The organism is Pseudomonas haemolytica (assembly GCF_009659625.1).
GTDB classification, from domain to species: domain Bacteria; phylum Pseudomonadota; class Gammaproteobacteria; order Pseudomonadales; family Pseudomonadaceae; genus Aquipseudomonas; species Aquipseudomonas haemolytica.
In genome coordinates, this window is the sequence record NZ_VOIW01000003.1 from 582,521 (window position 1) to 608,050 (window position 25,530).

Sequence of the window (25,530 nt, forward strand, 5' to 3'; positions counted from 1 at the left end):
TCACACGGCCACAAAAAAGCCCCGTCTGAGCGGGGCTTTTTACCGAGTGTTTCTGTTTACTTGAACAGACCACCCAAGGCTTTCACTGCGTCGTTGTTTTCAGCCTTGGCCTGCTGCTTTTGCTGCTTGGCGTCGACCTTGGCCTGTTTTTCAGCGATTTTGTTGCAAGCTTTGTTTACCTGTTCCAGCGCGGATTCATACGCCCGCACTTTCAAGATGTCGTTCTTGGCGTTGGCCGCATCGATCTTGGTTTGCAGGTCTTTGGCTTGCTGCTGGCAGTCGCCGGCATTGCCCCCACCGAGTTGGGCACTCAGGGCGCCGCTCAGTGCGTTCAGGTCGGCGGCATGGGCCGGCAGGGTGAACAGGCTGAGCAGAAGGGCGGCAGGGGCGAGCGTGGAAATGCGCATGAAAACCTCAATGTTAGATTGCCTGCGCGTTTATCCGTCCCGGGCGGGCGCAGTGCAATATCCAAATAAGGTGAAGGGCCCGAGAGGGCGCGGATTCTAGTGGGCCATCATTTGGCCTGCAAGCTTTGGATCCAAAAAATCTGAGATTGGCTTTCCAGACACTAAAAAGCCCCGCCGGGCAGGCCCGGCGGGGCTTTATGTACCGCGAACGATTACAGGCCGGCGGCGGTGCGCAGGTCGTTGGCGCGGTCGGTTTTTTCCCAGGTGAAGGTGCTGAAGGTGTCATCGCCAACAGTCTTCTGCGCAGGGGTACGACCGAAGTGGCCGTAGGCTGCGGTTTCCTGGTACATCGGGTGCAGCAAGTCGAGCATGGTGGTGATCGCGTAAGGGCGCAGGTCGAAGATCTCACGCACCAGCTTGACGATCTTGTCATCGCTGATCTTGCCGGTGCCGAAGGTATTCAGCGAGATCGACGTAGGCTGGGCTACACCAATGGCGTAGGAAACCTGGATTTCGCAACGCTCGGCCAGGCCGGCAGCCACGATGTTCTTGGCCACATAACGACCTGCGTAAGCCGCGGAACGGTCAACCTTGGATGGATCCTTGCCGGAGAACGCGCCACCGCCGTGACGGGCCATGCCGCCGTAGCTGTCGACGATGATCTTGCGACCGGTCAGGCCGCAGTCGCCCACCGGGCCGCCGATGATGAACTGGCCGGTCGGGTTGATGTGGAACTGTGTGTCCTTGGTCAGCAACTCGGCAGGCAACACGTGCTTGACGATCAGTTCCATCACGCCTTCGCGCAGGTCGGCGTAGGACACGTCCGGGTTGTGCTGGGTCGACAATACAACGGCGTCGATACCCACTACCTTGCCGCCTTCGTAGCGGCAGGTGACCTGGGACTTGGCGTCCGGGCGCAGCCATGGCAACACGCCAGACTTGCGCGCTTCGGCCTGCCGTTGCACAAGCTGGTGCGAGAAGGTGATCGGCGCCGGCATCAGCACGTCGGTTTCGTTGCTGGCGTAGCCGAACATCAGGCCCTGGTCACCGGCGCCCTGGTCTTCAGGCTTGGCACGGTCGACGCCCTGGTTGATGTCGGGCGATTGCTTGCCGATGATGTTCATCACGCCGCAGGTCGCGCCGTCGAAGCCGACGTCGGAGCTGTTGTAGCCAATATCGGTGATCACGTCACGAACGATCTGCTCGAGGTCGACCCAGGCCGTGGTGGTGACTTCGCCGGCGATGATCGCCACGCCCGTTTTCACCAGCGTCTCGCACGCCACGCGGGCGAACTTGTCTTCAGCGATGATAGCGTCCAGCACCGCGTCAGAGATCTGGTCGGCGATTTTGTCCGGATGCCCTTCAGACACGGACTCGGAGGTGAAAAGGGAGTATTCGCTCATCTCGATGTTTTCCTGATATTTACCGATGGTGAGTGTCGCCAGCCGGTCGCTGAAAATGGCGGACCTGAATCTGGAAACCATTACGTAAACCTACATAGAGGCTTTCCCCGGGAACGAGTCCCGCAGCGGTGGCCCAACGGGCCAGATCGTCCTGTTCAAAACCCAGCCAGAGATCACCGCAGGCCTCCTTGGCCCAATTCTGGTTGTGGCTGCATAAATCCGTAACCAGCAGGCTACCGCCGGGGTGCAGTAACCCGGCCATTTGCTTGAGGGCGTCGGCCGGGGCGGCGAAATGGTGCAAGACCATGTTCAGCACCACGCAATCGGCCCGCAGGCTGGTGTCACTCAGGGCGTCGGCCAACTGCAGCCGCACATTGCCCAGGGCTTCGCGCTCACAGAGCTGGCGCGCCAGCTCGAGCATTGCCGGGCTGTTGTCCAGCGCCGTGACCTGTTCAAAGCGGCGCGCCAGTTCCGGCAGGAAACCGCCGTCGCCAGGGCCGACTTCCAAGGCCGTGGCCTCCTTACTGAAGCTCAGCTTGTCCAACAGCGCCAGTACGCTTTCGCGGTACTGGGCCAACCCGGCGATCAGGTCCTGCTGGGCGCGAAACTTGTCGGCAACCCGGGAGAAAAAGTCCTGGCTGGCGGCGGCGCGTTGCCCGTGCACCTGGCCGATACGCGACTGCACATCGCTCGGCAGGCCCAGGTTGTCCACTTCTTCGAGCAGGGCAGCGTGCAATTTGCCGCCCAGCAGCTCGGTATGCGGCAGGGCGCGGCGGTAAAAAATCGCGTTGCCTTCGCGGCGCGTTGCCACCAGGTCGGCCTGGGCCAGTACCTTCAAATGGTGGCTCATGCCGGACTGGCCAATGGCAAAGATCTGCGCCAGTTCCAGTACCCCGAAGGAATCGTTTGCCAGTGCGCGTAATACGTTCAAGCGCAACGGGTCACCGGCGGCCTTGCATAAGGCTGCCAATTCATCGCCGTTGTCAGGACGCAGGGAGGGCACGGGTAGGTTCATAAGGCCAGCAGTCTAGTGACGGGTGTAAATCCCTGCAAGGGCAATATCAAAAAGTTTTGATATTGATCGATAATTGGCGGTTATAAGCAGCCGCTATAACCTTTAGACGAACCGGTTAAAGGTTTCTGCAAGCGATTGCCGCCCAAAGCACAGGAAAAACACCCTCAAGTGACTATCTGTCATTGCCCGCAGGCGGTGGCTGAGGGAAAATGCCGGTCCTTTTTTCCGTTTCTTCTATCTCAAACTCCAGGAGATCAGCGATGCCCAGCCGTCGTGAGCGTGCCAACGCCATTCGTGCCCTCAGCATGGATGCCGTGCAAAAAGCCAACAGCGGCCATCCCGGTGCCCCGATGGGCATGGCGGATATCGCCGAGGTACTTTGGCGTGACTACCTGAAACACAACCCGAGCAACCCGTCGTTCGCCGACCGTGACCGCTTCGTGCTGTCCAACGGCCACGGCTCGATGCTGATCTACTCGCTGCTGCACCTGACCGGCTACGACGTCACCATCGATGACCTCAAGAGCTTCCGCCAGTTGCACAGCCGCACCCCGGGCCACCCGGAATTCGGCTACACCCCAGGCGTCGAGACCACCACCGGTCCCCTGGGCCAAGGCCTGGCCAACGCCGTTGGCTTCGCGCTGGCGGAAAAAGTCCTGGGCGCGCAGTTCAACCGCCCTGGCCACGACATCGTCGACCACCACACCTATGTATTCCTGGGTGACGGCTGCATGATGGAAGGCATTTCCCACGAAGTCGCTTCCCTGGCCGGCACTCTGGGCCTGGGCAAGCTGATTGCCTTCTACGATGACAACGGCATCTCCATCGACGGCGAAGTCGAAGGCTGGTTCACCGATGACACCCCGAAGCGTTTCGAAGCCTACAACTGGCAGGTGATCCGCAACGTTGACGGCCACGATCCGGAAGAAATCAAGACCGCCATCGACACCGCTCGCAAGAGCGCGCAGCCGACCCTGATCTGCTGCAAAACCACCATCGGTTTCGGCTCGCCGAACAAGCAAGGTAAAGAAGACTGCCACGGCGCCCCACTGGGTGACGCGGAAATCGCCCTGACCCGCGAAGCGCTGAAGTGGAACCACGGCCCGTTCGAAATCCCGGCCGACATCTATGCCGAATGGGATGCCAAGGAAAAAGGCCTGGCCACCGAAGCCGAATGGGACCAGCGTTTTGCTGCCTACTCTGCCGAATTTCCGGAGCTTGCCAACGAGCTGGTACGACGCCTGGCCGGTGACCTGCCTGCCGACTTCTCGGAAAAAGCCTCGGCCTACATCGCCGAAGTCGCGGCCAAGGGCGAGACCATCGCCAGCCGTAAAGCCAGCCAGAACACCCTGAACGCCTTTGGCCCGCTGCTGCCTGAGTTCCTCGGCGGTTCGGCTGACCTGGCCGGTTCCAACCTGACCCTGTGGAAAGGTTGCAAAGGTGTCTCGGCCGAAGACGCCAGCGGCAACTACATGTACTACGGCGTACGTGAGTTCGGCATGAGCGCCATCATGAACGGCGTGTCCCTGCACGGCGGCCTGGTGCCTTACGGCGCGACCTTCCTGATGTTCATGGAATACGCACGTAACGCCGTACGCATGGCTGCGCTGATGAAGAAGCGTGTGATCCATGTCTACACCCACGACTCCATTGGCCTGGGCGAAGACGGCCCGACGCACCAGCCGGTCGAGCAACTGACCAGCCTGCGCACCACGCCGAACCTGGATTGCTGGCGCCCAGCCGACGCGGTCGAATCCGCCGTGGCCTGGAAGCACGCCATCGAGCGTAAGGACGGCCCTTCGGCGCTGATCTTCTCGCGTCAGAACCTGCAGCACCAAGTGCGTACCGACGCGCAGATCGCCGACATCAGCCGTGGTGGTTATGTGCTCAAGGACTGCATCGGCGAGCCGGAGCTGATCCTGATCTCCACCGGTTCCGAAGTGGGCCTGACCGTTCAGGCCTACGACAAGCTGACCGCCCAAGGCCGTAACGTGCGCGTTGTGTCCATGCCATGCACCAGCGTGTTCGAAGCCCAGGACGCCGGCTACAAGCAATCGGTATTGCCCTTGCAGGTCAGTGCGCGTATCGCCATCGAAGCGGCTCACGCCGACTACTGGTACAAGTACGTGGGCCTGGAAGGCCGCGTGATTGGCATGACCACCTACGGTGAGTCGGCGCCGGCACCGGCGTTGTTCGAAGAGTTCGGTTTCACCCTGGAAAATATCCTGGGTCAGGCTGAAGAGCTGCTGGAAGACTAAGGCTGTAGATTGGGGTGGCTGTACTGACGCCTTCGCGAGCAAGCCCGCTCCCACATTTGGAATGCATTTCAACTGTGGGAGCGGGCTTGCTCGCGAAGGCGGTGGCACATTCACCCCATTACCCAAGGTAATCGAGAACCCCATGCCTCAACCGCGTCCCTACAAAGTTGCACTCAACGGCTACGGCCGCATTGGTCGTTGCGTCTTGCGTGCTCTGTTCGAGCGAGGGGCGGCGGCCGGGTTTGAAATTGTCGCGATCAACGATCTGGCCGACATGGCCAGCATCGAATACCTGACACGCTTTGACTCCACCCACGGCCGCTTCCCCGGCGAAGTGCGGGTAGACGGCGATTGTCTGCATATCAATGGCGACTGCGTGAAAGTCTTGCGCAGTGCCACCCCCGAGGGCATCGACTGGGCGGCGCTGGGCGTCGACCTGGTGTTGGAATGCTCCGGTGCTTATCACACCCGTGCCGATGGCCAGCGTTTTCTCGACGCCGGTGCACCGCGTGTGCTGTTTTCACAGCCGATGGCCAGCGAGGCGGATGTCGACGCCACCATCGTCTACGGCATCAACCAGGATTGCCTGACCGGTGATGAGCTGCTGGTGTCCAACGCTTCGTGTACCACCAACTGCAGCGTGCCGTTGTTGCGCCTGCTGGATCAGGCGATCGGCCTGGATTATGTGTCGATCACCACGATTCACTCGGCGATGAACGACCAACCGGTGATCGACGCCTATCACCACGAAGACCTGCGCCGGACGCGTTCGGCGTTCCAGTCGGTGATTCCGGTGTCCACAGGCTTAGCTCGCGGCATCGAGCGTCTGTTGCCGGAACTTGCCGGGCGAATCCAGGCCAAAGCCGTACGGGTGCCGACGGTGAACGTGTCTTGCCTGGATATCACCATGCAAACCGTCAGCGACACTGATGCGACGGAGGTCAACCGGATACTGCGTGACGCCGCGACCAGCGGCCCGCTCAAAGGCTTGCTGGCCTACACCGAGTTGCCCCACGCCAGTTGTGATTTCAACCATGACCCGCATTCGGCGATTGTCGATGCCAGCCAGACCCGCGTTTCCGGCCCGAGGCTGGTGAACATCCTGGCCTGGTTCGACAACGAATGGGGCTTTGCCAACCGAATGCTGGATGTCGCGGAACATTATCTGCACATCGCCTCTAAACAACCTCATCAACAGTAATTCAGGAACTGCGACCCATGACCGTGTTGAAGATGACCGACCTCGATCTGCAAGGTAAGCGCGTACTGATTCGCGAAGACCTCAACGTCCCAGTCAAGGACGGTGTTGTCACCAGCGATGCGCGAATCCTGGCCTCGCTGCCGACCATCAAGCTGGCCCTGGAAAAAGGCGCGGCCGTGATGGTCTGCTCCCACCTGGGTCGCCCGACTGAAGGTGAGTTCTCTGCCGAAAACAGCCTCAAGCCGGTAGCCGATTACCTGAGCAAGGCCCTGGGCCGTGACGTGCCGTTGGTGGCGGACTACCTGGGCGGTGTTGACGTTAAGCCTGGCGACATCGTGCTGTTCGAAAACGTGCGCTTCAACAAGGGCGAGAAAAAGAACAGCGACGAACTGGCCCAGCAATATGCAGCGCTGTGCGACGTGTTCGTGATGGACGCTTTCGGCACTGCCCACCGCGCCGAAGGTTCGACCCACGGCGTGGCCAAGTTCGCCAAGGTTGCGGCGGCGGGCCCGCTGCTGGCTGCCGAGCTGGATGCGTTGGGCAAGGCCCTGGGCGCTCCGGCGCAACCGATGGCTGCCATTGTTGCCGGTTCCAAAGTCTCCACCAAGCTGGACGTGCTCAACAGCCTGAGCCAGATCTGCAACCAGTTGATCGTCGGCGGCGGCATCGCCAATACCTTCCTGGCAGCAGCCGGTCACCCGGTGGGCAAGTCCCTGTATGAGCCGGACCTGCTCGACACCGCCCGCGCTATCGCCGCCAAGGTCAGCGTACCGCTGCCGGTAGACGTGGTCGTTGCCAAAGAGTTTGCAGAAAGCGCCGCAGCCACCGTCAAGCTCATCGCTGACGTGGCTGATGACGACATGATTCTGGACATCGGCCCGCAAACCGCAGCCAACTTCGCCGAGCTGCTCAAGGCATCCCAGACTATTCTGTGGAATGGCCCGGTAGGCGTGTTCGAGTTCGACCAATTCGGCAACGGGACCAAAGTGCTGGCTAAAGCGATCGCTGAAAGCTCGGCCTTCTCCATCGCTGGCGGTGGCGATACCTTGGCGGCCATTGATAAATATGGCGTTGCTGATCAGATCTCCTACATTTCCACCGGTGGCGGCGCCTTCCTCGAATTCGTCGAGGGCAAGGTCCTGCCGGCCGTGGAAGTGCTGGAAACCCGAGCCAAAGGTTAAGGCTCGCGTGATCAGGAAAAGGAGCGTTCCCATGATCAAGTCGTTGGCACTGGTGATCGCAGCGGGCCTGTTGGCGGGCTGCGGCAGCACACCCAGCGCGGCGCCCGACGCGGATAACGCCACGGCACCGCTGAGAAAGAGCTGTTACCAGGCTGACTGGCAAGCCGAGACGATGCCGGTGATCAACAAGCGCATCGGCAACGAACGGCTGGAGAAATACGACTCCGCGCCCAACGGTCAGGAACAGGGTTGCCCATGATGGGTCTGATCCACTAACCGACAGCCACGGCGACCCCAGGTCGCCCTGCGAGGATTGGCAATGAAAGGCGTTTTCGCCCTGGCAGCCCTGGTCTTGCTGGCCGGCTGCAGCAGCATGAACATGTTCAACAAGGCCGAGCCGGCCGACAAGTGGACCACCTGGACCTGCGACAGCAAGGCCGAGGTCAACTGGCGCTTTGCTAACCAGGACCGTTCGCAGGTGGATGTACGCCTCGGCGGTTCGGACCAGGTTTACCGTCTCAAGCAAGAAATTGCCGCCTCGGGCGTGCTGTACAGCGACGGCCAGTTGGCGTTTCACACCAAAGGTGAGGAAGGCCTGGTGTACTGGGTTGCCACCGATGATTTGATTGGGCGCGGCTGCAAAGCCAACTGAACCCGACAGCAATAACGATTCAGCAGCTCAAGCTTAACCCCTTGATCTGCAATAACTTGAATAGCAGTCGCCGCTACGGCAGGCTTGCACGATTAACGACCCTCGACCGGGAGAGACAACACAATGGCACTTATCAGCATGCGTCAAATGCTGGACCACGCAGCCGAGTTCGGCTACGGCGTCCCAGCCTTTAACGTCAACAACCTTGAGCAGATGCGCGCCATCATGGAAGCCGCTGACAAGACCGACTCCCCCGTGATCGTCCAGGCTTCGGCCGGTGCGCGCAAATACGCCGGCGCCCCATTCCTGCGCCACCTGATCCTCGCCGCCATCGAAGAGTTCCCGCACATCCCGGTGTGCATGCACCAGGACCACGGCACCAGCCCTGACGTGTGCCAGCGCTCCATCCAACTGGGCTTCAGCTCGGTAATGATGGACGGCTCCCTCGGCGAAGACGGCAAGACCCCAACCGACTACGAGTACAACGTACGCGTTACCCAACAAACCGTGGCCATGGCTCACGCCTGCGGCGTTTCGGTTGAAGGCGAGCTGGGCTGCCTGGGTTCGCTGGAAACCGGCATGGCCGGCGAAGAAGACGGCATCGGCGCCGAAGGCGTGCTGGATCACAGCCAGATGCTGACCGACCCGGAAGAAGCCGCCGACTTCGTCAAGAAGACCCAGGTCGACGCCCTGGCCATCGCCATCGGCACCAGCCACGGCGCCTACAAGTTCACCAAGCCGCCTACTGGCGACGTGCTGGCCATCGACCGCATCAAGGAAATCCACAAGCGCATCCCTAACACCCACCTGGTGATGCACGGTTCTTCCTCGGTACCGCAAGAGTGGTTGGCGATCATCAACCAGTACGGCGGCGACATCAAAGAAACCTACGGCGTACCGGTTGAAGAAATCGTCGAAGGCATCAAGTACGGCGTGCGTAAGGTCAACATCGACACCGACCTGCGCCTGGCGTCCACGGGTGCGATGCGTCGCCTGATGGCCACTAACCCAAGCGAATTTGACCCACGTAAATTCTTCGGCGCTACCGTGACTGCGATGCGTGATGTGTGTATTGCGCGCTACGAAGCTTTCGGCACTGCTGGTAATGCGTCGAAGATCAAGCCGATCTCGTTGGAAGCGATGTACCAGCGGTATTTGAAAGGTGAGTTGAACGCTAAGGTAAACTAAGCCTCAGTCGTTAATAAAAAACCCGCAGAGATGCGGGTTTTTTGTGCCTGTTAAAACGTTTATTCGTGATCAATATCCAGCTTCGCAAACGTTACCCGTGCGCCTTCCTTGCTGTTCCCGCTGTTGTCCTGCACATACACCCCCGCCTTGAAGTACAACGGCTTGTCGCCCCAGGCCGCGCCAATGCGTTCATTCCACTCGCTGTCGGCGGCATACACGCTGAGCAGCCCGGCTTTGTTGAGGTTGATTACATAGGTGAAGCTCTTCTCCAGCGGCACATTGGAGGCGACGATGATCACCCGGCTTTCGGCTTCATCCGGGCGCATGCGCACCTTGGCGACGATGTTGCCGGTCTGGGTTTTTTCCTTGAACTGGTACTCCAGTTTGATCAGCGGTTTCTGGCTGTCGTAGGCGTGGATCTGGCCGATCACGATCTTGCCGGAGGAGGGCACTTGGTTAACTGCCAGCGTGGCGCGCAGGAAGTTGTCGGCTTCGGGGTAGGTCCAGTTGCGCAGACGCCCGTCGGCGTAGGTTTCGCGCAGTTCGCTGCGCGGGTAGATGGCGTTTTCGGTGCGGGTGCCGGTGACGGGGGTCCAGAACTGCACATCGCTGCCTTCGGCCTGGAAGTATTGATCGTTGAAGCCGCTCAGCAGCTTCGGTGTATCGATGGTCGTAGGCGGGGAGCCGACCGGAATGCTCAGGTTCCAGGTGGAAAGGTCGATCATGGTGTTGGCCTTTTACAGAGGGTGAAGGCGTTGGCCCAAGGGCCTTACAGGTTCTTTATAGGCGGTGACCTTGGGATTGTTAAACAATTGCTGGCAATTTCTTGGCGTCAAAGGAATGCCAAAAAGCCATGTTGCCCATGAACCGCGGGCTACAGGCTCTGACCGTTAGTCGGCTTCCCCGGCTTTGGCGCAATGAGGGCATCTACGTCACTTCTGCTTTTTAGGATCCAAGGCTAGAGTGAGGCCTCAAAGTTTGTCCGGGTTTTCTGTCAGAAATGACCGGAGTTGCTCCTTAAGGAAGAGACGTAGCATGGAATGCGCTCCACATTACGGTGATGGCAATTCGGTTCTTCTGGTGGTCGATGACTACCCGGAAAACCTGATCAGCATGCGCGCTCTGTTGCAGCGTGATGACTGGCAGGTGATGACCGCAGCTTCGGGCCTGGAAGCGCTGGAACTGCTACTGGAGCATGACGTCGACCTGGTACTGCTGGATGTGATGATGCCCGGCATGGACGGTTTTGAAGTCGCTCGCCTGATGCGCGGCAATCAGCGTACGCGCATGACGCCGATAATTTTCCTGAGTGCCAACGCCCAATCGGCAGCTGCCGTATTGGAAGGCTATGCCAGCGGCGCTATTGATTACCTGTTCAAGCCCTTTGACCCGCATATCCTCAAGCCCAAGGTGCAGGCGCTGCTGGAGCATCAACGCAATCGCCGTGCCTTGCAGCGCCTGAGCCATGACCTGGAGTTGGCTCGCGCCTTCAATGCCTCGGTGCTGGATAACGCCGCCGAGGGCATTCTGGTGGTGGGCGAAGCCAGTGTGATTGAGTACGCCAACCCGGCGATCTCGCGGCTGCTGAATGCCACGATGGCCGAGTTGCAGGGCGAGAGTTTCCTGAGTTTCCTGCAAAAACCCCATGTGCCCACTTGGTTGGGGTTCCCGATGTACGAGGCGTATCGCAAGGGCGAGACGTGGCGCCAGCACGACGCCATTTTGCGCACTGGCCGTGGCCAGCAGGTGCCGGTGGCGTTGTCCTGCGCGCCCTTGCCCGCCGAGCAGAAGGCCATGGTGGTGACGGTGCTGGACATGTCTGAAGTGCGTCATCTGCATCAGCAATTGGAATTCCAGGCCGTGACCGACCCATTGACCGGCTTGCTGAACCGGCGTGGCTTTCATCAGGCGGTGGAAAACACCTTGCTGCGCAGCGAGCGCAACGAGCAGGCACTGGTGTTGCTGTACCTGGACCTGGATGGCTTCAAGCGGGTCAACGATACGCTGGGCCACGACGCTGGCGACCGCGTGCTGCGTTGGGTGTCTGAACAGATGCAGGCGTGTCTGCGTTCCTACGACATTCTCGGGCGCATGGGCGGAGACGAGTTCACCGCGCTGCTGGAGCTGGAATTCCCCGAGCAGGCAGCGAAGATTGCGGAAAAGCTGATCGAGCGGGTGTCTGTGTGCCAGCAGGTCGACGGCTTGGAGGTGATGCTCGGCGTCAGTATCGGTATCGCGACGTTCCCGGATTGCGGCTCGGACCTGAACGGCCTGCTGCGGGCGGCGGACATCGCCATGTACGAAGCCAAGCGCGCCGGCCGTCAGCAATATCGTTATTACGATCAGGAAATGAACGGCCGCGCCCGCTCGCGGCTGATGCTTGAAGACAGCGTGCGCAACGCCATTCAGAACAAGGATTTCACTCTGGTGTACCAGCCCCAGGTGTCTCTGGAGGATGGGCGTTTGCGTGGCGTCGAGGCGCTGTTGCGCTGGCAGCATCCGAGCGTCGGCGATGTGCCGCCGGGTTTGTTCTTGCCGCTGCTGGAAGAGGCGCGCTTGATCAGCCAGTTGAGCGCCTGGATCTACCAGCAAGTTGCCGCCCAGCGCCAGGCCTGGCAAGCCACCTTCGACCCTGAGCTGGTGCTGAGCGTGAGCCTGAGCAGCAGCCAGTTCAATATGCCCAACCTGGCCAACCAACTGCAGCAGGTACTGGAGCGACATGGGCTGCGGGGGCGGCAGTTGGAGGTGGAAATCGGCGAGGACTGCCTGATGAGTAATCTTGAGGAGTCCACCAAACAACTGCAGTTACTGCGCCGGATTGGGGTGCGAATTGCCCTGGATGACTTTGGCACGGGCCACTGTTCCCTGGCCCATTTGCGCGACTTGGAATTCGACACCCTTAAGCTTGACCCACGACTGGTAGCCCGCCTGCCTGGATCGGCGCGGGATGCGGCGATGGCCCACAGCATCATCCAACTGTGCGGGCATTTTGATGTGCTGGTGATCGCCGAAGGTGTGGAGACCGTTGAACAAACCGAGTGGCTCAAGGCTAATGGCTGCACCTGTATCCAGGGCTCGTGGGCGGCGCTGCCACTGATGGCCGATGACGTTGCCGGTTGGTCGTACCCTCGCGCGCGTTGAATTCGCTACACTGGCGCCCGTCCCAATTGCGTTGCAGACCCCATGACCGCGTTGAAATACCTCCAGGCCTACCCCGCTGCGCTCCAGGAGCAAGTGCGCCAACTGATCGCCAAGGATAAGTTGGGTGCCTACCTGGAAGAGCGTTACCCCGAGCGTCACGCCGTGCAGAGCGACAAGGCCCTGTACGCCTACGCCCTGGCCTTGAAGCAGGAGCATCTGCGCAACGCACCGTCTATCGATAAGGTGCTGTTCGATAATCGGCTGGACCTGACTCATCGCGCCCTGGGGTTGCACACCACGATTTCCCGAGTGCAGGGCGGCAATCTCAAATCCAAAAAAGAGATTCGCATCGCTTCACTGTTCAAGGAGGCTGCGCCGGAGTTTCTGCGCATGATCGTGGTGCACGAGCTGGCGCACTTCAAAGAGTCGGACCACAACAAAGCGTTCTATAAACTCTGTGAATACATGATGCCGGGCTATCATCAGGTGGAATTCGATCTGCGCGTGTACCTCACCTGGCGCGATTTGCAAGGCAAGCCCTAACCCCAAGGCGACTGACCATGGATGTGAGCAAGACCAAAAGCAGCTTCTACCGCCGCCTGTACGTGGCGTACTTGATCGACAGCCAGGTAGCCAGCAGCGTTCCGGCGCTGACCGAGGCTACCGGCATGCCTCGACGCACGGCCCAGGACACGATTGCGGCGTTGGCTGACTTGGATATCGTTTGCGAGTTTGAACAGGAAGAGGGTGCCCGCAACCATGCCGGGCATTATCGGATTCGCGAGTGGGGCGCGATTGATCGGGGGTGGATCGAGGTCAATCTTGCGTCGATCAAGCAGGTGTTGGGTTACCCCTGAAACGGGCGGTGGCTGGACCAGCGCCATCGGGGGCTTGCCCCCGATGAGGCCCTCAAACTCGCCGCATACCAATATGTGGAATGTCGTCCTCCAGGTATTCCTCACCCGCCACCACAAACCCATACCGCCCGTAATAGCCCTGCAAGTGCGCTTGCGCCGACAGATAAATTGGCGTTTCTGGCCAGATATCCTCTATACGCTTGAGTGTCTCTTCCATCATTTGATGCCCAAGCCCGGTGCCCCGTGCCACCTTTGCTACGATGACGCGGCCGATCACCACGTCGCCGCCCTGGGATTCCGGGTCCATTAACCGCAGGTATGCCACCAGCTCGTCATTTTGCCAGGCCATCAGGTGGTGGGTGTCACCCGCCAGGTCCTGGCTGTCAATGTCCTGGTAAACGCATTTTTGCTCGACGACGAAGACCTCGCTGCGCAGGCGCAGGATGGCGTATAGCTGTTCCTTGCCCAAGTCGTCGTGATGTTTGCAGACCCAATCAACCGTCATGATGTGTGCTCTTATAAAGACGTGTCACGGATAGTAAGCGCGGCAGGCGCCACTGTCTAAAATCGGCAATTTTGTGAATGGCGTCAATTTGCCATCATTCAGTGCGTGCGGCGTTGGCTTCTTTGTGTAATCTGCAATGCACGCTCATTGATGAGCTACTGTTATCAGGCCACCGCCTGCCCGCCAAGGACTTTAAGCATGCCGCGATTGACTCGTGCCGTTGCTTTGATCGCAGTGCTGCTGCTGGCTCAACCGGCGATGGCACAACGCCTGCGCCTGGTGGCGGATGGCTGGCCACCGTTTACCGATGCCACCTTGATCAATGGTGGCTTGGCCACGGACCTCGTCACTACGGCGCTGGCGCGTGCGGGGTACGCCAGTGATTTTGAGCAGGTGCCCTGGGCTCGTGCGTTGAAGGGTGTGGGTGATGGGCGTTACGACGTGCTGATCAACGCTTGGTATGACGACGCCCGCACGCAGCTGGGGCAGTTTTCCGGCGAGTACTTGCTCAACCGTGTGCGCTTTCTCAAGCGTAGCGACGACTCGATCGACTATCACAGCCTGGAGGAACTGCACGACGAGGCCATCGCTGTGGTGCGCGGTTACGCTTATTCGGCGGCGTTTGATCAAGACACCCAGTTACAAAAAGTGCCGGTGCATAACTTCGCCATGGCCGTGCGCATGCTGGCGGCGCAGCGCGTGCGGTTGACACTGGAGGATGAATACGTGGCGCGTTATTACCTGGCACGGGAGTCACCACGGGTACGCAATGCCGTGGCGTTTGTGGGCAAGCCGCTGAGCGAGAACAGCCTGCATATCCTCGTCAGTTTGAAGAATCCCGAGCATGCGCAGATCGTCGCCAGTTTTGATCGGGAGATTGCCAGGATGAAGGCTGATGGCAGTTATGCGCGGTTGATCAAGGCGCATGGGATGTAGCGTGCTTGCGGGCCTCATCGGGAGCAAGCCCCCTCCCACATTTGCTCCGCGTATGTCTTTTGGAATGCGGTCGAATGTGGGAGGGGGCTTGCTCCCGATAGCGGTCTATGCCGCGCTGGTATCTTTGATCAGATGCGCCGCCAGTGTGCGCAACGGCCCCAACTGCCGACAGATCAACGCCAATTGCGTCTGCACCAACCGTTGCCCCTCATCAATCTCATCCGGCATTTGCTCCAGCTCTGCCGCCAATGCCTCCTCGGCATCACTCTGAATCGCAATCGGCTGTTTATTCGCCAGCCCGCTGGCGATTTCATCGATGCTCATCGCCAGGGTGTGGCCGGCACCGTCGATCAAATGCTCGCGCACATCGGTCGGCAGCAGCGTTTCTCGATGCGCCCCCAGCCCCGACAAATAGCTGAGCAAGGTGTGTGACAGCACCAGAAAGCGGAAGCCCACGTCGGCCTCCTTACGGAAGTGCCCCGGTTCCATCAGCATGTTCGCCAGGGTGGTGGACAGCGCGGCATCGGCGTTGTGGGCGTTGCGGCGGGCCAGGCGGTAGGCCAGGTCGTCGCTCTTGCCGGCGGCGTATTGCTGCATGATCTGGCGCAGGTAGATGCTGTTGCAGGTCAGGGTGTTGGCCAGCACTTTGTTCAAGCGCCGGCCTTGCCAGTCCGGCAGGAACAGGAATACCGCCAGGCCCGCGATCAGGCTGCCGAGCAAGGTGTCGAACAGCCTTGGCAGGAACAGCCCGTAGCCATCGCCCACCTGGTTGAAGCAGAACAGCACCATCAGGGTAATCGCCGCGGTGGCCAGGGTGTAGCGCGTGGTGCGGTTGATAAAAAACACCAGGCCCGCGGCGATGGCGAACATCGACTGCACCACGGGGTTGGGGAACAGGTCGAACAGCGCCCAGGCCACGGTGAGGCCGATGGCGGTGCCGATGATCCGCTGGCCGAGCTTGCGCCGGGTCGCACCGTAGCTGGGCTGGCAGACAAACAGGGTGGTGAGGATGATCCAGTAGCCTTGGGAGGCGTGGATCGCATGCAGGGTGCCATAGCCGATGGTCAACGCCAGGGACAGGCGCAGGGCGTGGCGAAACAGCAGCGAGGTCGGCGTCAACTGGGTACGCAGGCGCGTCCACATTTCCTTGAGGTTGCGCGGGGCGCGGTCGAGCAGGTTGCTGTCGGTCGCGTCGGCCAGGGCATCGGGGTTGCTGGCGTCACCCAGCAGGCGGTCGAGGGTGGACAGGTTGGCCGCCAAGGCACGCAACGAACGCAGCAGGCCACGCCAGGCGGGGTTGCTCTGGATGCGCAGGTGTTCCAGGGAGGCGTTCAAATCGCCCAGGGCTTGGGCGAAGCTGTCGTCATAGATGAACGGTTGGCGCAGTTGGATCGATTCGGCCAGGGTCTGGCACGCCTTGCCTTGCTGGCGCAGCAGGCGCTGGCAGCGGAACAGCACATCGCTGTGGAAAAAGGCGTCGGTGAGCGCGTTGTAGGGGTAGTGGGAGGAACTGGCGCGCTCGTGGATGTCCTGGGCCAGAAAGTAGAGTTTCAGGTAGCGGCTGACCTTCGAGCCTGGCCGCCCGTTGCCGACGCGATGCAGGATGATTTCCTTGGCCGCATTCAGTGCAGCGACCACCCGGCCATTTTGCTGCGCCAATTCCAGGCGTCGCGCTTCCACATCCAGCTGGCGGATCGGCTCGAACAGCGACGACTTGAGCTTGAGGTAGCGCCCCAGTTCACGGAATAACCGTGCCAGGCTCTGCTGCACCGGCTGGTTGGAAAACAGCGCCTGCCACAGCACCGACAGCACGCCGTACCAGGCGGCACCGGCCACCAGCAGCAGCGGCTCGTGCCAGAAGTCCGTGACGGCACCGCCGCGCTGGTCTACGCCGATCATGGTGTAGACCGACAGAATCAAGGTGGCTGAGGCAATCGCGCCATAGCGTTCGCCCAAGGCGCCGAGCATGGTCAGGCAGAAACTAGCCAGGGCCAGCGCGATGGCAAAGATCCACGGGTAAGGAAACAGCAGCTCCACTGACAGCGCAGCGATGCTGAAGCACACCAGCGTTACCGCCAGGGCATTGAGGCGGCCTTGCCAACTGTCATCGGTCTCGGCCAGGGCGCTGGCGATGATCCCCAGGAACAGCGGGATCAGCAGCGTCATTTCATCCTGGTACCAACACAGCGCCATGCTGCCGGTGAGGGCGATGAACACCCGTACGCTGTAGCTGAATTTATCCAGCGCCCACAGGCGCCGCATGGACTGCTTGAACGAGGTCGATGACATGAAGTCTGGAGTCTTCCGGGACAGTGCCGCTAAATTGAGCTATCAAGGACGCCACGGCAAGGGTGGTGATCACATACAACTGCAAATTTTCTTCAGGCACACCGCAAATCAAAATGTGGGAGGGGGCTTGCTCCCGATTGCAGTGTGTCAGCCAGAACATCTGTGACTGATACACCGCTATCGGGAGCAAGCCCCCTCCCACATTTTTTACTGCGTCGTGTCAAACAAACTGAGCTGCGGCGTAACCGGAAGCCCAGGCCCACTGGAAGTTGAACCCGCCCAGGTGGCCCGTTACATCCAGCACTTCCCCAATAAAGTACAAACCAGGGCTTTTCAGCGATTCCATGGTCTTGGACGACACTTCCCGCGTATCCACCCCACCCAATGTCACCTCGGCGGTGCGATAGCCCTCGGTGCCCGCCGGCACCAATTGCCAGCTACCGAGCTTTTGCGCAATGTCGGCGATTTCAGCGTGGGTGTACTGCTTCATCGGCTTGGACACAAACCAGATCTGCGCCAACAGGTTGGCCATCTTCTTGGTGAAAATTTCGCCCAGCAGGGTTTTCAACTCGCTGTTGGGATGCTCGACCTGTTGCTGTTGCAGCCAGGCATGGGCATCGTGATCGGGCAGCAGGTTGATTTCCACCGTGTCGCCGGATTCCCAATAGGAAGAAATCTGCAAAATCGCCGGCCCGCTCAGGCCGCGATGGGTAAACAGGATGTTCTCGCGAAAGCTCTGGTCGTTGCAGCTGACCAGGCAATCCACCGACGTACCGGATAACTCGCCGCACAATTCCTTGAGCTGGTCGGTGATGGTGAACGGCACCAGCCCGGCGCGGGTCGGCAGCAGTTCGTGGCCGAATTGCCTGGCCACTTGATATCCGAAACCGGTGGCGCCCAGGGTCGGGATCGACAGGCCGCCGGTGGCGATCACCAAGGATTCGCAGCGCAGCTCGCCCAAGGTGGTTTGCAACTGATAGCCGCTGTCGATCCTGGCAATTTCCTCAATCGAAGTGTCCAGGTGCAGGCTCACGCCGGTCTGGATGCACTCATCGAGCAGCATGCCAAGGATGTCGCTGGACTTGTTATCGCAGAACAACTGGCCGAGTTTTTTCTCGTGGTAGGGCACACCGTGCTTGGCCACCAGCGCGATAAAGTCCCACTGGGTGTAGCGCGCCAGGGCCGACTTGCAAAAGTGTGAGTTGTGCGAGAGGAAGTTGGCCGGCTCGGTGTACATATTGGTGAAGTTGCAGCGGCCACCGCCGGACATCAGGATCTTCTTGCCGGCCTTGTTGGCGTGGTCGATCAACATCACCTTGCGCCCACGCCCGGCGGCGGTCAGTGCGCACATCAAGCCTGCGGCGCCGGCGCCAATGATCACAACTTCGGTCGAGCGCACAGCAATGTCCTCATACAAGTTCTAATTTGAAATACAGTCAAATGTGGGAGGGGGCTTGCCCCCGATAGCAATCTGTCAGTTACAGATGTACTGACTGACACACTGCTATCGGGGGCAAGCCCCCTCCCACATTTTAATCTCCACTCGGCAGGAGAGATTTTTTACAGGATCCGAACACGCAACGACCGGCCCTTGATCTTGCCGTCATTCAAGCGCTGCAACGCCTGCTTGGCGATCCCGCGTTCCACGGCCACGAATGCCTGGAAGTCGAAAATCGCGATCTTGCCGACCTGGGCGCCCGGGATGCCGGCTTCACCGGTCAACGCGCCAAGGATGTCGCCTGGGCGAACCTTGTCTTTACGCCCGGCTGCGATGCACAGGGTGCTCATCTGCGGCAGCAGCGGACCACCGCTTTGCGGCTTGAGGTTGTCCAGTTGGTCCCAGTTCAGTGGTGATTTCTGCAACTGCTCGATGGCCTGGGCGCGGTGCGCTTCGGACGGCGCCACCAGGCTGATGGCGATACCGGTCTCGCCGGCACGACCGGTACGGCCTACACGGTGAATGTGGATTTCCGAGTCGCGGGCCAGTTCGACGTTGATCACCATGTCCAGCGAGTCGATGTCCAGGCCACGGGCGGCGACGTCAGTGGCTACCAGCACCGAAGTGCTGCGGTTGGCGAACATCGCCAGTACCTGGTCACGGTCGCGCTGTTCCAGGTCGCCGTGCAGGCCGACGGCGGAAATGCCTTTGGAGGTCAGGTGGTCGACGGTTTCCTGCACCTGCTGCTTGGTGAAGCAGAACGCAACGCAGGAGGCCGGGCGGAAGTGCGCCAGTACCTTGGTCACGGCGTCCATGCGCTCTTCCGGGGAGATCTCGTAGAAGCGCTGTTCGATCTGGTCGTCGGAGTGAAACGCTTCGGCTTTCACCTGTTGCGGCGCCCGCATGAACTTGGACGCCAGTTGCTTGATGCTGACCGGGTAGGTGGCCGAGAACAGCAGGGTCTGGCGGCGGGGCGGGGTCTTGCTGATGATGTCTTCGATGGCGTCGTAGAAGCCCATGTCGAGCATGCGGTCGGCTTCGTCGAGGATCAGGGTGTTCAAGCCGTCCAGTACCAGCGAGCCTTTGCGCAGGTGCTGCTGGATGCGGCCCGGGGTGCCGACGATGACGTGGGCGCCGTGCTCCAGGGAAGCGATCTGTGGGCCCAGGGACACGCCGCCGCACAGGGTCAACACCTTGATGTTGTCTTCGGCCCGGGCCAGGCGGCGGATTTCCTTGGCGACCTGGTCGGCCAGCTCACGGGTCGGGCACATCACCAGCGCCTGGCAACCGAAGTAACGCGGGTTGATCGGGTTCAACAGGCCGATACCGAACGCGGCGGTCTTGCCGCTACCGGTCTTGGCCTGGGCAATCAGGTCCAGCCCTTTGAGGATCACCGGCAAGCTTTGCGCCTGGATCTGCGTCATCTCGACATAACCCAGCGAGTCGAGGTTAGCCAGCATGGCGGCGGACAGGGGCAAAGTATTAAAAGCGGTGGCGATGGTAGTCACGGGACTGGCTCTGCAAAACAAAATGTCGCGCAGTGTAACAGGCCCCCTTGGGTTTCCCCGCAAGTTCTCGACGAGAAGCCCGTTAGTGCTCGATGTCGTGCTCGCGGCTGACCACGCGTTTGCCGTCTTTTGGCGACAGTTGCAGGAAGATCGCCGCCGCCAGCATCGCCATGATGCCTACGGTGAGGAAGGTCAGCTGGAAGGCGCCAAGTACACTTTCCACGCCGTCATTGCCGGTTTCGGCGGTAAAGCCGCCGAGCAGTGCGCCGGCACAGGCCACGCCGAGGCTCAGGGACAACTGCGCTACTACCGACAACAAGCTGTTGCCACTACTGGCCTGGGCGTCGTCGAGGTCGATCAGGGTCACGGTGTTCATCGCGGTGAACTGCAGGGAGTTGATCGCTCCCAGCACCGCGAGCATGCCCAGCAGCAGCGGGTAGGGCGTGTGTTCGCTGACCAGGCCCATGCTCGCCAGCATGATGCCCAGGGCCAACGTGTTGCCGGTCAGCACGATGCGGTAGCCGAGGCGCTCGATCAGCGGCCTGGCCACGGACTTGGCAAACATCGCTGCCGCAGCCAGCGGCAGCATGCTCATCCCGGCTTCCGCCGGTGAGTAGCCCAGCGCCACCTGTAACAGCAGCGGTACCAGGAACGGCAACGCGCCGCTGCCCAGCCGTGCGAACAGATTGCCCAGGATGCCCACGGCAAAGGTGCGGGTCTTGAACAGCACCGGGGAGAACAGCGGGTTATCGATATGCCCGGCGCGCAGCCAGTACGCTGCCAGGCACGCCAGCCCGCCGAACAGCAGCAACATCACCCGCAGGTGCGGCAGGTGCAGTTCGCCCAGGCCTTCCATGGCGATGGTGATCAGCACCATCGCCGCGCCGAACAGCAGGAAACCCAGGCCGTCGAAGCGTGTGCGCTCACTGCCACGCAGGTCGGGGATGAACTTCCACACGGCGTAGCAACCGATCATGCCCACCGGCAGGTTGATCAGGAAGATCCAGTGCCAGGTCAGGTATTGCACCATCCAGCCGCCCATGGTCGGGCCGAGCAAGGGGCCGAGCAGGCCGGGGATGGTGATGAAACCCATGATGCGCACCAGCTCGGAACGCGGATAAGCCCGCAGCACCACCAGCCGCCCGACCGGCAGCATCAGCGCACCGCCCAAGCCCTGGATCACCCGAGCACCCACCAGCATGGTCAGGCTGCTCGATAGTGCACACAGTAGAGAGCCGATGCTGAACAGCATGATCGCGCCAAAGAAGATCTTCTTGGTACCAAAGCGGTCAGCGATCCAGCCCGACGCGGGAATCAGCAAGGCGACGGTGAGCATGTAGGCGATCACCACGCCCTGCATACGTAGCGGGTTTTCTGCGAGGTCCCGGGCCATGGCCGGCAGTGCGGTGTTGAGAATCGTCCCATCCAGCGACTGCATGAAGAAGGCAATCGCTACCACCCAGGGTAGCCAGCGGGCGGTCTTGGCATCGAGAGGGGCGCGATCAGGCATGGGAACCCTTTTATTAGCAGGCTATGTGTCGGCGATTATGCGCCATCCGTCGCTCCTTTTCCCACTGGCGGTTCGTCTAAATCCGACAACGTTGCATGCTCCCCCACCAGGAAGTCCAACAGCGCACGGTGCACCGCCAACGCCGCTTCCCGGGACTCCAGGTCCAACAGATGGCCGGTGTGTTCGGCGACGGCAAAGCTACTGCGGCCCACATACTGCTTGAACAGCCGGGCCTCGGCCGCCGGGGTGTATTCATCCAGAGCGCCGTTGAGGAAGTGCACCGGTGTTTCAATCTGCTTGAGCGCCGGCAAATAGTTGCCATCACCCAAGGCCAGCACTTGGTGGATATGAAAGCGCGCCTGGCGATACTCGGTGGTGGCCATGTTCGACAGGTGCCGGTGGTTGTTGCGCTTGAGGCGGGGAGACAGGTATTTGCCGACCGTCTCGTTGAGCAGGTGGCCGACCGCGGACTTGTCATCGGCGTCGATCAGCACGCGCACGCGCTCTACGTATTCGAGCATGGCCTGGTTGAGGTTGGGTGCCAGGGCCATCACCACCGAGCTTTCGATGGAGGGGGGGTTGTGCGCCAGGGTCAGCAGTGTGGAGATGCCGCCCCACGAGGCGGATACCAAATGGTTGACTTCGAAGCGCTCTACCAGGGCGCGCAGGATTTGCACCTCGTCGTCCTTGGTGACCAGGTCGAGGTCGGTGTTGTGCTCGCGCGAGTAGCCGGAGAACGGCAAGTCGAACAGCAACACATTGAAATGCTCGGCCAGGCATTTACTGGTGCGGGCAAAGGAACGCGTGGTGGACAGGGCGCCATTGACCATCAGCACGGTTTTTCTTTCTGGGTTGTTACCGAGCTGCTCTACGTGAACGTTGTAGTGCTTGAACAGCCTTTCAATGACAAAACTTCCATGGTTCATGTCAACGCTCCAGCTTGCCGTTTCCCGGGCAAGGTCATGCATCACGTGCGGGCACGTGGGTGGGGTGGCGGGATGCCACTAACCGTTATAACGAGGTTTTTTGCAGGCGACAACCAAGCGCACGCTCAAGACCGTGAGTTAAGAAATAGCGGTAGGAAACGGCGAAAAGGCTGACTCAGAAGGGCCAATACCCCCTGTAGGAACGCGCGAGTTCGCGCCTACAGAGGGCTGGGGTCAGCGGGGTTTACAAGGTCAAGGTCAGGCGCTTGACCAAGGCACCTGGCAGCAGGTTGGAGGCAGTATTGCGCTGGCTGTAAGTGCTGGCCGACAGCAGCAACTCCCGATCAGCGGTCAGGGCTTCGAGCTGCGAACCGAGCAATTGATAGACACTGTCATCAAAGCGCATGGTGCTGACCGGTGCCTTGATCTCGCCGTTTTCCACCCAGAAAGTGGCAAAGCGCGTCATGCCGGTCAGGCGTGCCGCCGGCAGGTCGGAGTAGTTCAGGTACCACAGGTTGCTGATGTACAGCCCTGTGCCCAACTGCTTGAGGATATCGGCCTGGGCCAGGCTGCCTGCCGCCACTTGCAAGGCGCTGGGTGACTCGTCGCTGCTGGCGCCGTTGGTGCTCAAGCCATATTCGGCGGCGCTGCGAGAGTTGATCAACTGGCCCTCGGCCTTGCCTGCCTTGATCAGGGTTACGTCTCCACGCGGGTAGCCTTCGGTGGAAAACGCCTGGCTGAGGGAGCCACTGATCTGTTCGTTAACGGTCACCAATGGGCTCAACGACTGTTCACCGGCGTACAGGCGTTGCAGCGAGCTGCCCTTGCTGGCAATGGCCTGGGCCGAAAAACCGCCCCACGTGATGATGCTGATGATTTCTTCCAGTGCTGCTGGCGCAAGGTAGGCGCGGTACTGGCCGGGCGCCAGGTTGTGCAGCGGGCGGCCGAGAAACGCCAGTTGCTCACGGGCCTGTTGGAAGCGTGCGACGAATTCGGCGCTATTCCAGGTGTGCCCGGCGTAGCTGGCCTTCACCGCTTCACCATTGGCGTGGAACAGGCTGAAGTCGAAGTTGAAGCTATTGGCCTGGTGCCAGCCGAACGCCCCTGATGAACTGGCGAAACCACGGCTGATAGGGCCGGCGGCGTAGAAACCGACCAGGTCCACGCCTTCGGCAGCCTGGCGGATGTCTTCCAGTACCTGGGCGAGTTCCGGCAGCGGTCGAACCTGTTCGTTATGGCTTTGCCAGGCGTTGTGGTTCAGCAACAGGTACGGGTCACGCGGCAGCAGCGGCAAGGTTTCGCGCAGCTGTTGCAGGCCATCGGCCAGGCGTTGGCGATCCACGTCCGGCTCGCCGGACAGGGTGATGCCCAGGTCTGCGTGGCGACCATCGTTGATCAGCTTGAGGTTCAGGCTGGCCTGTTGTACCTGGCCGGCCTGGCGCACCTGCGCGTGGTTGAAACGCACGAATTCGGACGATTCATCCGCATAGCCGAGGTGAAAGTGTTCCTTGTCGGTGACGGCCTGCTTGAGCCAGTCCACCAGTGCCTTGAAATGATTCATCAGGCATCGCCCCCAAATACGTCAACGTTGCTGAACACACAGGCCGGCGACGCATGGCCGACACGTATCACCTGGTTGGGCTCGCCTTTGCCGCAGTTCGGCGTGCCCAATACCTTGAAGGTGCTGGCATCGCCGACGGCGCTGAGGTTGCGCCAGAACTGCGCGGAAATCGCCCGGTAATTGGGGTTCTTCACCACACCCTTGAGCTCGCCGTTTTCAATCAACTGGCCCCATTCGCAGCCGAACTGGAACTTGTTGCGCGCATCGTCGATGGACCACGAGCGGTTAGTCGACATCAGGATGCCGTTTTCAATGCCACCCACCAGTTGCGCGAGGCTTTTATCGCCGGCCTCGATATTCAGGTTGGCCATGCGGTCGATGGGCGGGCGGTTCCAGCCGCAGGCGCGGCTGTTGGCAACGCCAGGCAAGTCGGCGCGAAATTGCGACAACGCACCGCCCAAGGGCTTGAGCAGCAGGCCATCGCGGATCAGGAATTGCTTGCTGGCGCGGGTGCCGTCGTCGTCATGACGGTAGCTGGCCAGTTGCTCAGGGATGTCTGGGTCGAAGGTCACGTTGAGCAACGGTGAACCGTATTGCAGGTGGCCGAAGTCGCTGGCCTTCACAAAACTGGTGCCGGCATAGTTGCGCTCATCACCGAGGATGCGGTCCAGCTCCAGCGGGTGGCCGATGGATTCGTGGATCTGCAGGATCATCTGGTCAGGCATCAACAGCAGGTCACGTTGGCCGTGGGGCGTATTCGGTGCGAGCAGCAATTGCAGGGCTTCGTCGGCCACCTTGCTGGCGGCGCCCACCAGGCCGAAGCGCTGGATCACACCGGCACTGCCTTGCTGGCCGAAGTTGGTGCCGCCCAGGGTGCGGGTCTGGCTATCGTTGCCGTCGAAGGCAGTGACGCTCAGGCCGGGGAAGATGAAACGCTGGGCCTGGCGCAACTGCGCGCCAGCACTGTTGAGGTAGATCTGTTCAACCCGGGTGGTGCCCAGGCTGACTTCCCAGGTTACCAGGCGTTCATCCTTGGGCACGGCGGCAGACTCATCGCCGAGCAATTGGTAGCAATCGCTCAGGGACGGGAAAGGCTGGTCGAGGTCGGGGGACAGGTAGTCGGCAACGTCACTGGAAACCGGCTGCTGGTGCAGGTCGAGCAGGGCGTGGGGCTGGATCAACCGGGCTTGCTGTTCGGCACGCTCGAGGGCGGCTTGCAGGCCGGCCAGGGACATATCGTTGGTCGCGGCATAGGCTTCCACGCCATTGAGACGCACGGTGAGCATGGCGCCTTCATCGTGACCCAGGTGTGGCGGCTCGGCGACGTTCTTGCGTACCGACAGGTACTGGCCGGATTCGCGTACGTAGCGCAGCGAGAAGAATTCAGCGCGGGTGCGCAGGGCACTGAAGTGCTTTTTGAGTGTGGCGTGGTGTTCGAACATGGGGCCTTCCTTGTGGGCGGCTCGGCGCGGGCAGGCAAACAGAGTAGGCCTGGGCTGGGAGCTGATCAAGGAAAGTGTAGAGGGGAGGTTTTGTAGTGTCTTTCAGGGCCTC

The 25,530-nt window shown here is 60.7% G+C and carries 22 protein-coding genes; 10 read left to right on the forward strand and 12 right to left on the reverse strand.

Annotation, left to right across the window (positions count from 1 at the left end):
• Positions 1 to 56: 56 nt before the first annotated feature.
• From FRT59_RS13105 to FRT59_RS13115, 3 genes are all read right to left on the reverse strand, one after another.
• Positions 57 to 407 (reverse strand): hypothetical protein, encoded by a 351-nt coding sequence (locus FRT59_RS13105; RefSeq protein WP_034116189.1) that lies wholly within the window; start codon positions 405 to 407, stop codon positions 57 to 59.
• 212 nt (positions 408 to 619) lie between these two features.
• Positions 620 to 1,810 (reverse strand): methionine adenosyltransferase, encoded by a 1,191-nt coding sequence (gene metK, locus FRT59_RS13110; RefSeq protein ID WP_003194964.1) that lies wholly within the window; start codon positions 1,808 to 1,810, stop codon positions 620 to 622.
• A 19-nt stretch (positions 1,811 to 1,829) separates the two neighbouring features.
• Entirely contained in the window at positions 1,830 to 2,825 is a 996-nt protein-coding gene (locus FRT59_RS13115) for an ArsR/SmtB family transcription factor (protein ID WP_034116188.1), read from the reverse strand.
• A gap of 260 nt (positions 2,826 to 3,085) precedes the next feature.
• On the opposite strand from FRT59_RS13115, the gene tkt reads away from it, so the two are divergent.
• The 6 genes from tkt to fba all read left to right on the forward strand — a co-directional run bounded on the left by tkt (position 3,086) and on the right by fba (position 9,305).
• On the forward strand, positions 3,086 to 5,083 hold the full coding sequence (gene tkt / locus FRT59_RS13120) for a transketolase (protein ID WP_034116187.1): 1,998 nt from the start codon (positions 3,086 to 3,088) through the stop codon (positions 5,081 to 5,083).
• A 142-nt stretch (positions 5,084 to 5,225) separates the two neighbouring features.
• Positions 5,226 to 6,284, forward strand: coding sequence for an erythrose-4-phosphate dehydrogenase (gene epd / locus FRT59_RS13125; RefSeq protein WP_034116186.1), 1,059 nt, complete (start codon positions 5,226 to 5,228; stop codon positions 6,282 to 6,284).
• Between the two features lie 17 nt (positions 6,285 to 6,301).
• Entirely contained in the window at positions 6,302 to 7,465 is a 1,164-nt protein-coding gene (locus tag FRT59_RS13130) for a phosphoglycerate kinase (RefSeq protein ID WP_153871391.1), read from the forward strand.
• 31 nt (positions 7,466 to 7,496) lie between these two features.
• Positions 7,497 to 7,724, forward strand: a complete 228-nt coding sequence (locus FRT59_RS13135) for a hypothetical protein (protein ID WP_034116184.1) — start codon at positions 7,497 to 7,499, stop codon at positions 7,722 to 7,724.
• A gap of 60 nt (positions 7,725 to 7,784) precedes the next feature.
• Positions 7,785 to 8,117: an MliC family protein gene (locus tag FRT59_RS13140; RefSeq protein WP_153871392.1), complete on the forward strand. Its 333-nt coding sequence runs from the start codon at positions 7,785 to 7,787 to the stop codon at positions 8,115 to 8,117.
• 123 nt (positions 8,118 to 8,240) lie between these two features.
• Complete coding sequence (gene fba / locus FRT59_RS13145) at positions 8,241 to 9,305, forward strand: class II fructose-bisphosphate aldolase (protein WP_003177554.1); 1,065 nt, start codon at positions 8,241 to 8,243, stop codon at positions 9,303 to 9,305.
• Positions 9,306 to 9,364: 59 nt separating this feature from the next.
• Here the strand turns inward: fba and FRT59_RS13150 are convergent, their stop codons facing one another.
• Positions 9,365 to 10,030: a polysaccharide lyase family 7 protein gene (locus FRT59_RS13150; RefSeq protein ID WP_153871393.1), complete on the reverse strand. Its 666-nt coding sequence runs from the start codon at positions 10,028 to 10,030 to the stop codon at positions 9,365 to 9,367.
• Between the two features lie 310 nt (positions 10,031 to 10,340).
• Between FRT59_RS13150 and FRT59_RS13155 the strand changes: the two genes are divergently transcribed.
• Genes FRT59_RS13155 through FRT59_RS13165 form a run of 3 tightly spaced genes read left to right on the forward strand, consistent with a single transcriptional unit; the run spans position 10,341 to position 13,303 of the window.
• Entirely contained in the window at positions 10,341 to 12,446 is a 2,106-nt protein-coding gene (locus FRT59_RS13155; RefSeq protein WP_153871394.1) for a putative bifunctional diguanylate cyclase/phosphodiesterase, read from the forward strand.
• A gap of 42 nt (positions 12,447 to 12,488) precedes the next feature.
• Complete coding sequence (locus FRT59_RS13160) at positions 12,489 to 12,989, forward strand: M48 metallopeptidase family protein (protein ID WP_034116179.1); 501 nt, start codon at positions 12,489 to 12,491, stop codon at positions 12,987 to 12,989.
• A 17-nt stretch (positions 12,990 to 13,006) separates the two neighbouring features.
• On the forward strand, positions 13,007 to 13,303 hold the full coding sequence (locus FRT59_RS13165; RefSeq protein WP_153871395.1) for a winged helix-turn-helix domain-containing protein: 297 nt from the start codon (positions 13,007 to 13,009) through the stop codon (positions 13,301 to 13,303).
• A gap of 52 nt (positions 13,304 to 13,355) precedes the next feature.
• On the opposite strand, the gene FRT59_RS13170 is transcribed toward FRT59_RS13165, so the two are convergent.
• On the reverse strand, positions 13,356 to 13,808 hold the full coding sequence (locus tag FRT59_RS13170; protein ID WP_034116177.1) for a GNAT family N-acetyltransferase: 453 nt from the start codon (positions 13,806 to 13,808) through the stop codon (positions 13,356 to 13,358).
• Between the two features lie 198 nt (positions 13,809 to 14,006).
• On the opposite strand from FRT59_RS13170, the gene FRT59_RS13175 reads away from it, so the two are divergent.
• The gene (locus FRT59_RS13175) at positions 14,007 to 14,744 is read left to right on the forward strand and encodes a substrate-binding periplasmic protein (protein ID WP_153871396.1); all 738 of its coding nucleotides are present in this window, start codon (positions 14,007 to 14,009) and stop codon (positions 14,742 to 14,744) included.
• 105 nt (positions 14,745 to 14,849) lie between these two features.
• On the opposite strand, the gene yccS is transcribed toward FRT59_RS13175, so the two are convergent.
• From yccS to FRT59_RS13210, 7 genes are all read right to left on the reverse strand, one after another.
• Positions 14,850 to 17,033 (reverse strand): YccS family putative transporter, encoded by a 2,184-nt coding sequence (gene yccS / locus FRT59_RS13180; RefSeq protein WP_034116175.1) that lies wholly within the window; start codon positions 17,031 to 17,033, stop codon positions 14,850 to 14,852.
• A 220-nt stretch (positions 17,034 to 17,253) separates the two neighbouring features.
• Positions 17,254 to 18,432, reverse strand: coding sequence for a BaiN/RdsA family NAD(P)/FAD-dependent oxidoreductase (locus tag FRT59_RS13185; protein ID WP_198809666.1), 1,179 nt, complete (start codon positions 18,430 to 18,432; stop codon positions 17,254 to 17,256).
• Positions 18,433 to 18,593: 161 nt separating this feature from the next.
• Positions 18,594 to 19,931 (reverse strand): ATP-dependent RNA helicase DbpA, encoded by a 1,338-nt coding sequence (dbpA, locus tag FRT59_RS13190; RefSeq protein ID WP_231501119.1) that lies wholly within the window; start codon positions 19,929 to 19,931, stop codon positions 18,594 to 18,596.
• 130 nt (positions 19,932 to 20,061) lie between these two features.
• Positions 20,062 to 21,489: a multidrug transporter subunit MdtD gene (gene mdtD / locus FRT59_RS13195; RefSeq protein ID WP_153837485.1), complete on the reverse strand. Its 1,428-nt coding sequence runs from the start codon at positions 21,487 to 21,489 to the stop codon at positions 20,062 to 20,064.
• A 35-nt stretch (positions 21,490 to 21,524) separates the two neighbouring features.
• Positions 21,525 to 22,415, reverse strand: a complete 891-nt coding sequence (locus FRT59_RS13200) for an alpha/beta fold hydrolase (RefSeq protein WP_034116172.1) — start codon at positions 22,413 to 22,415, stop codon at positions 21,525 to 21,527.
• A gap of 244 nt (positions 22,416 to 22,659) precedes the next feature.
• Entirely contained in the window at positions 22,660 to 23,976 is a 1,317-nt protein-coding gene (locus tag FRT59_RS13205) for a TldD/PmbA family protein (protein ID WP_034116171.1), read from the reverse strand.
• Positions 23,976 to 25,418, reverse strand: a complete 1,443-nt coding sequence (locus FRT59_RS13210) for a TldD/PmbA family protein (protein ID WP_153871398.1) — start codon at positions 25,416 to 25,418, stop codon at positions 23,976 to 23,978. Before FRT59_RS13210 ends, FRT59_RS13205 begins: the two co-directional genes overlap by 1 nt.
• Between the last annotated feature and the right edge of the window lie 112 nt (positions 25,419 to 25,530).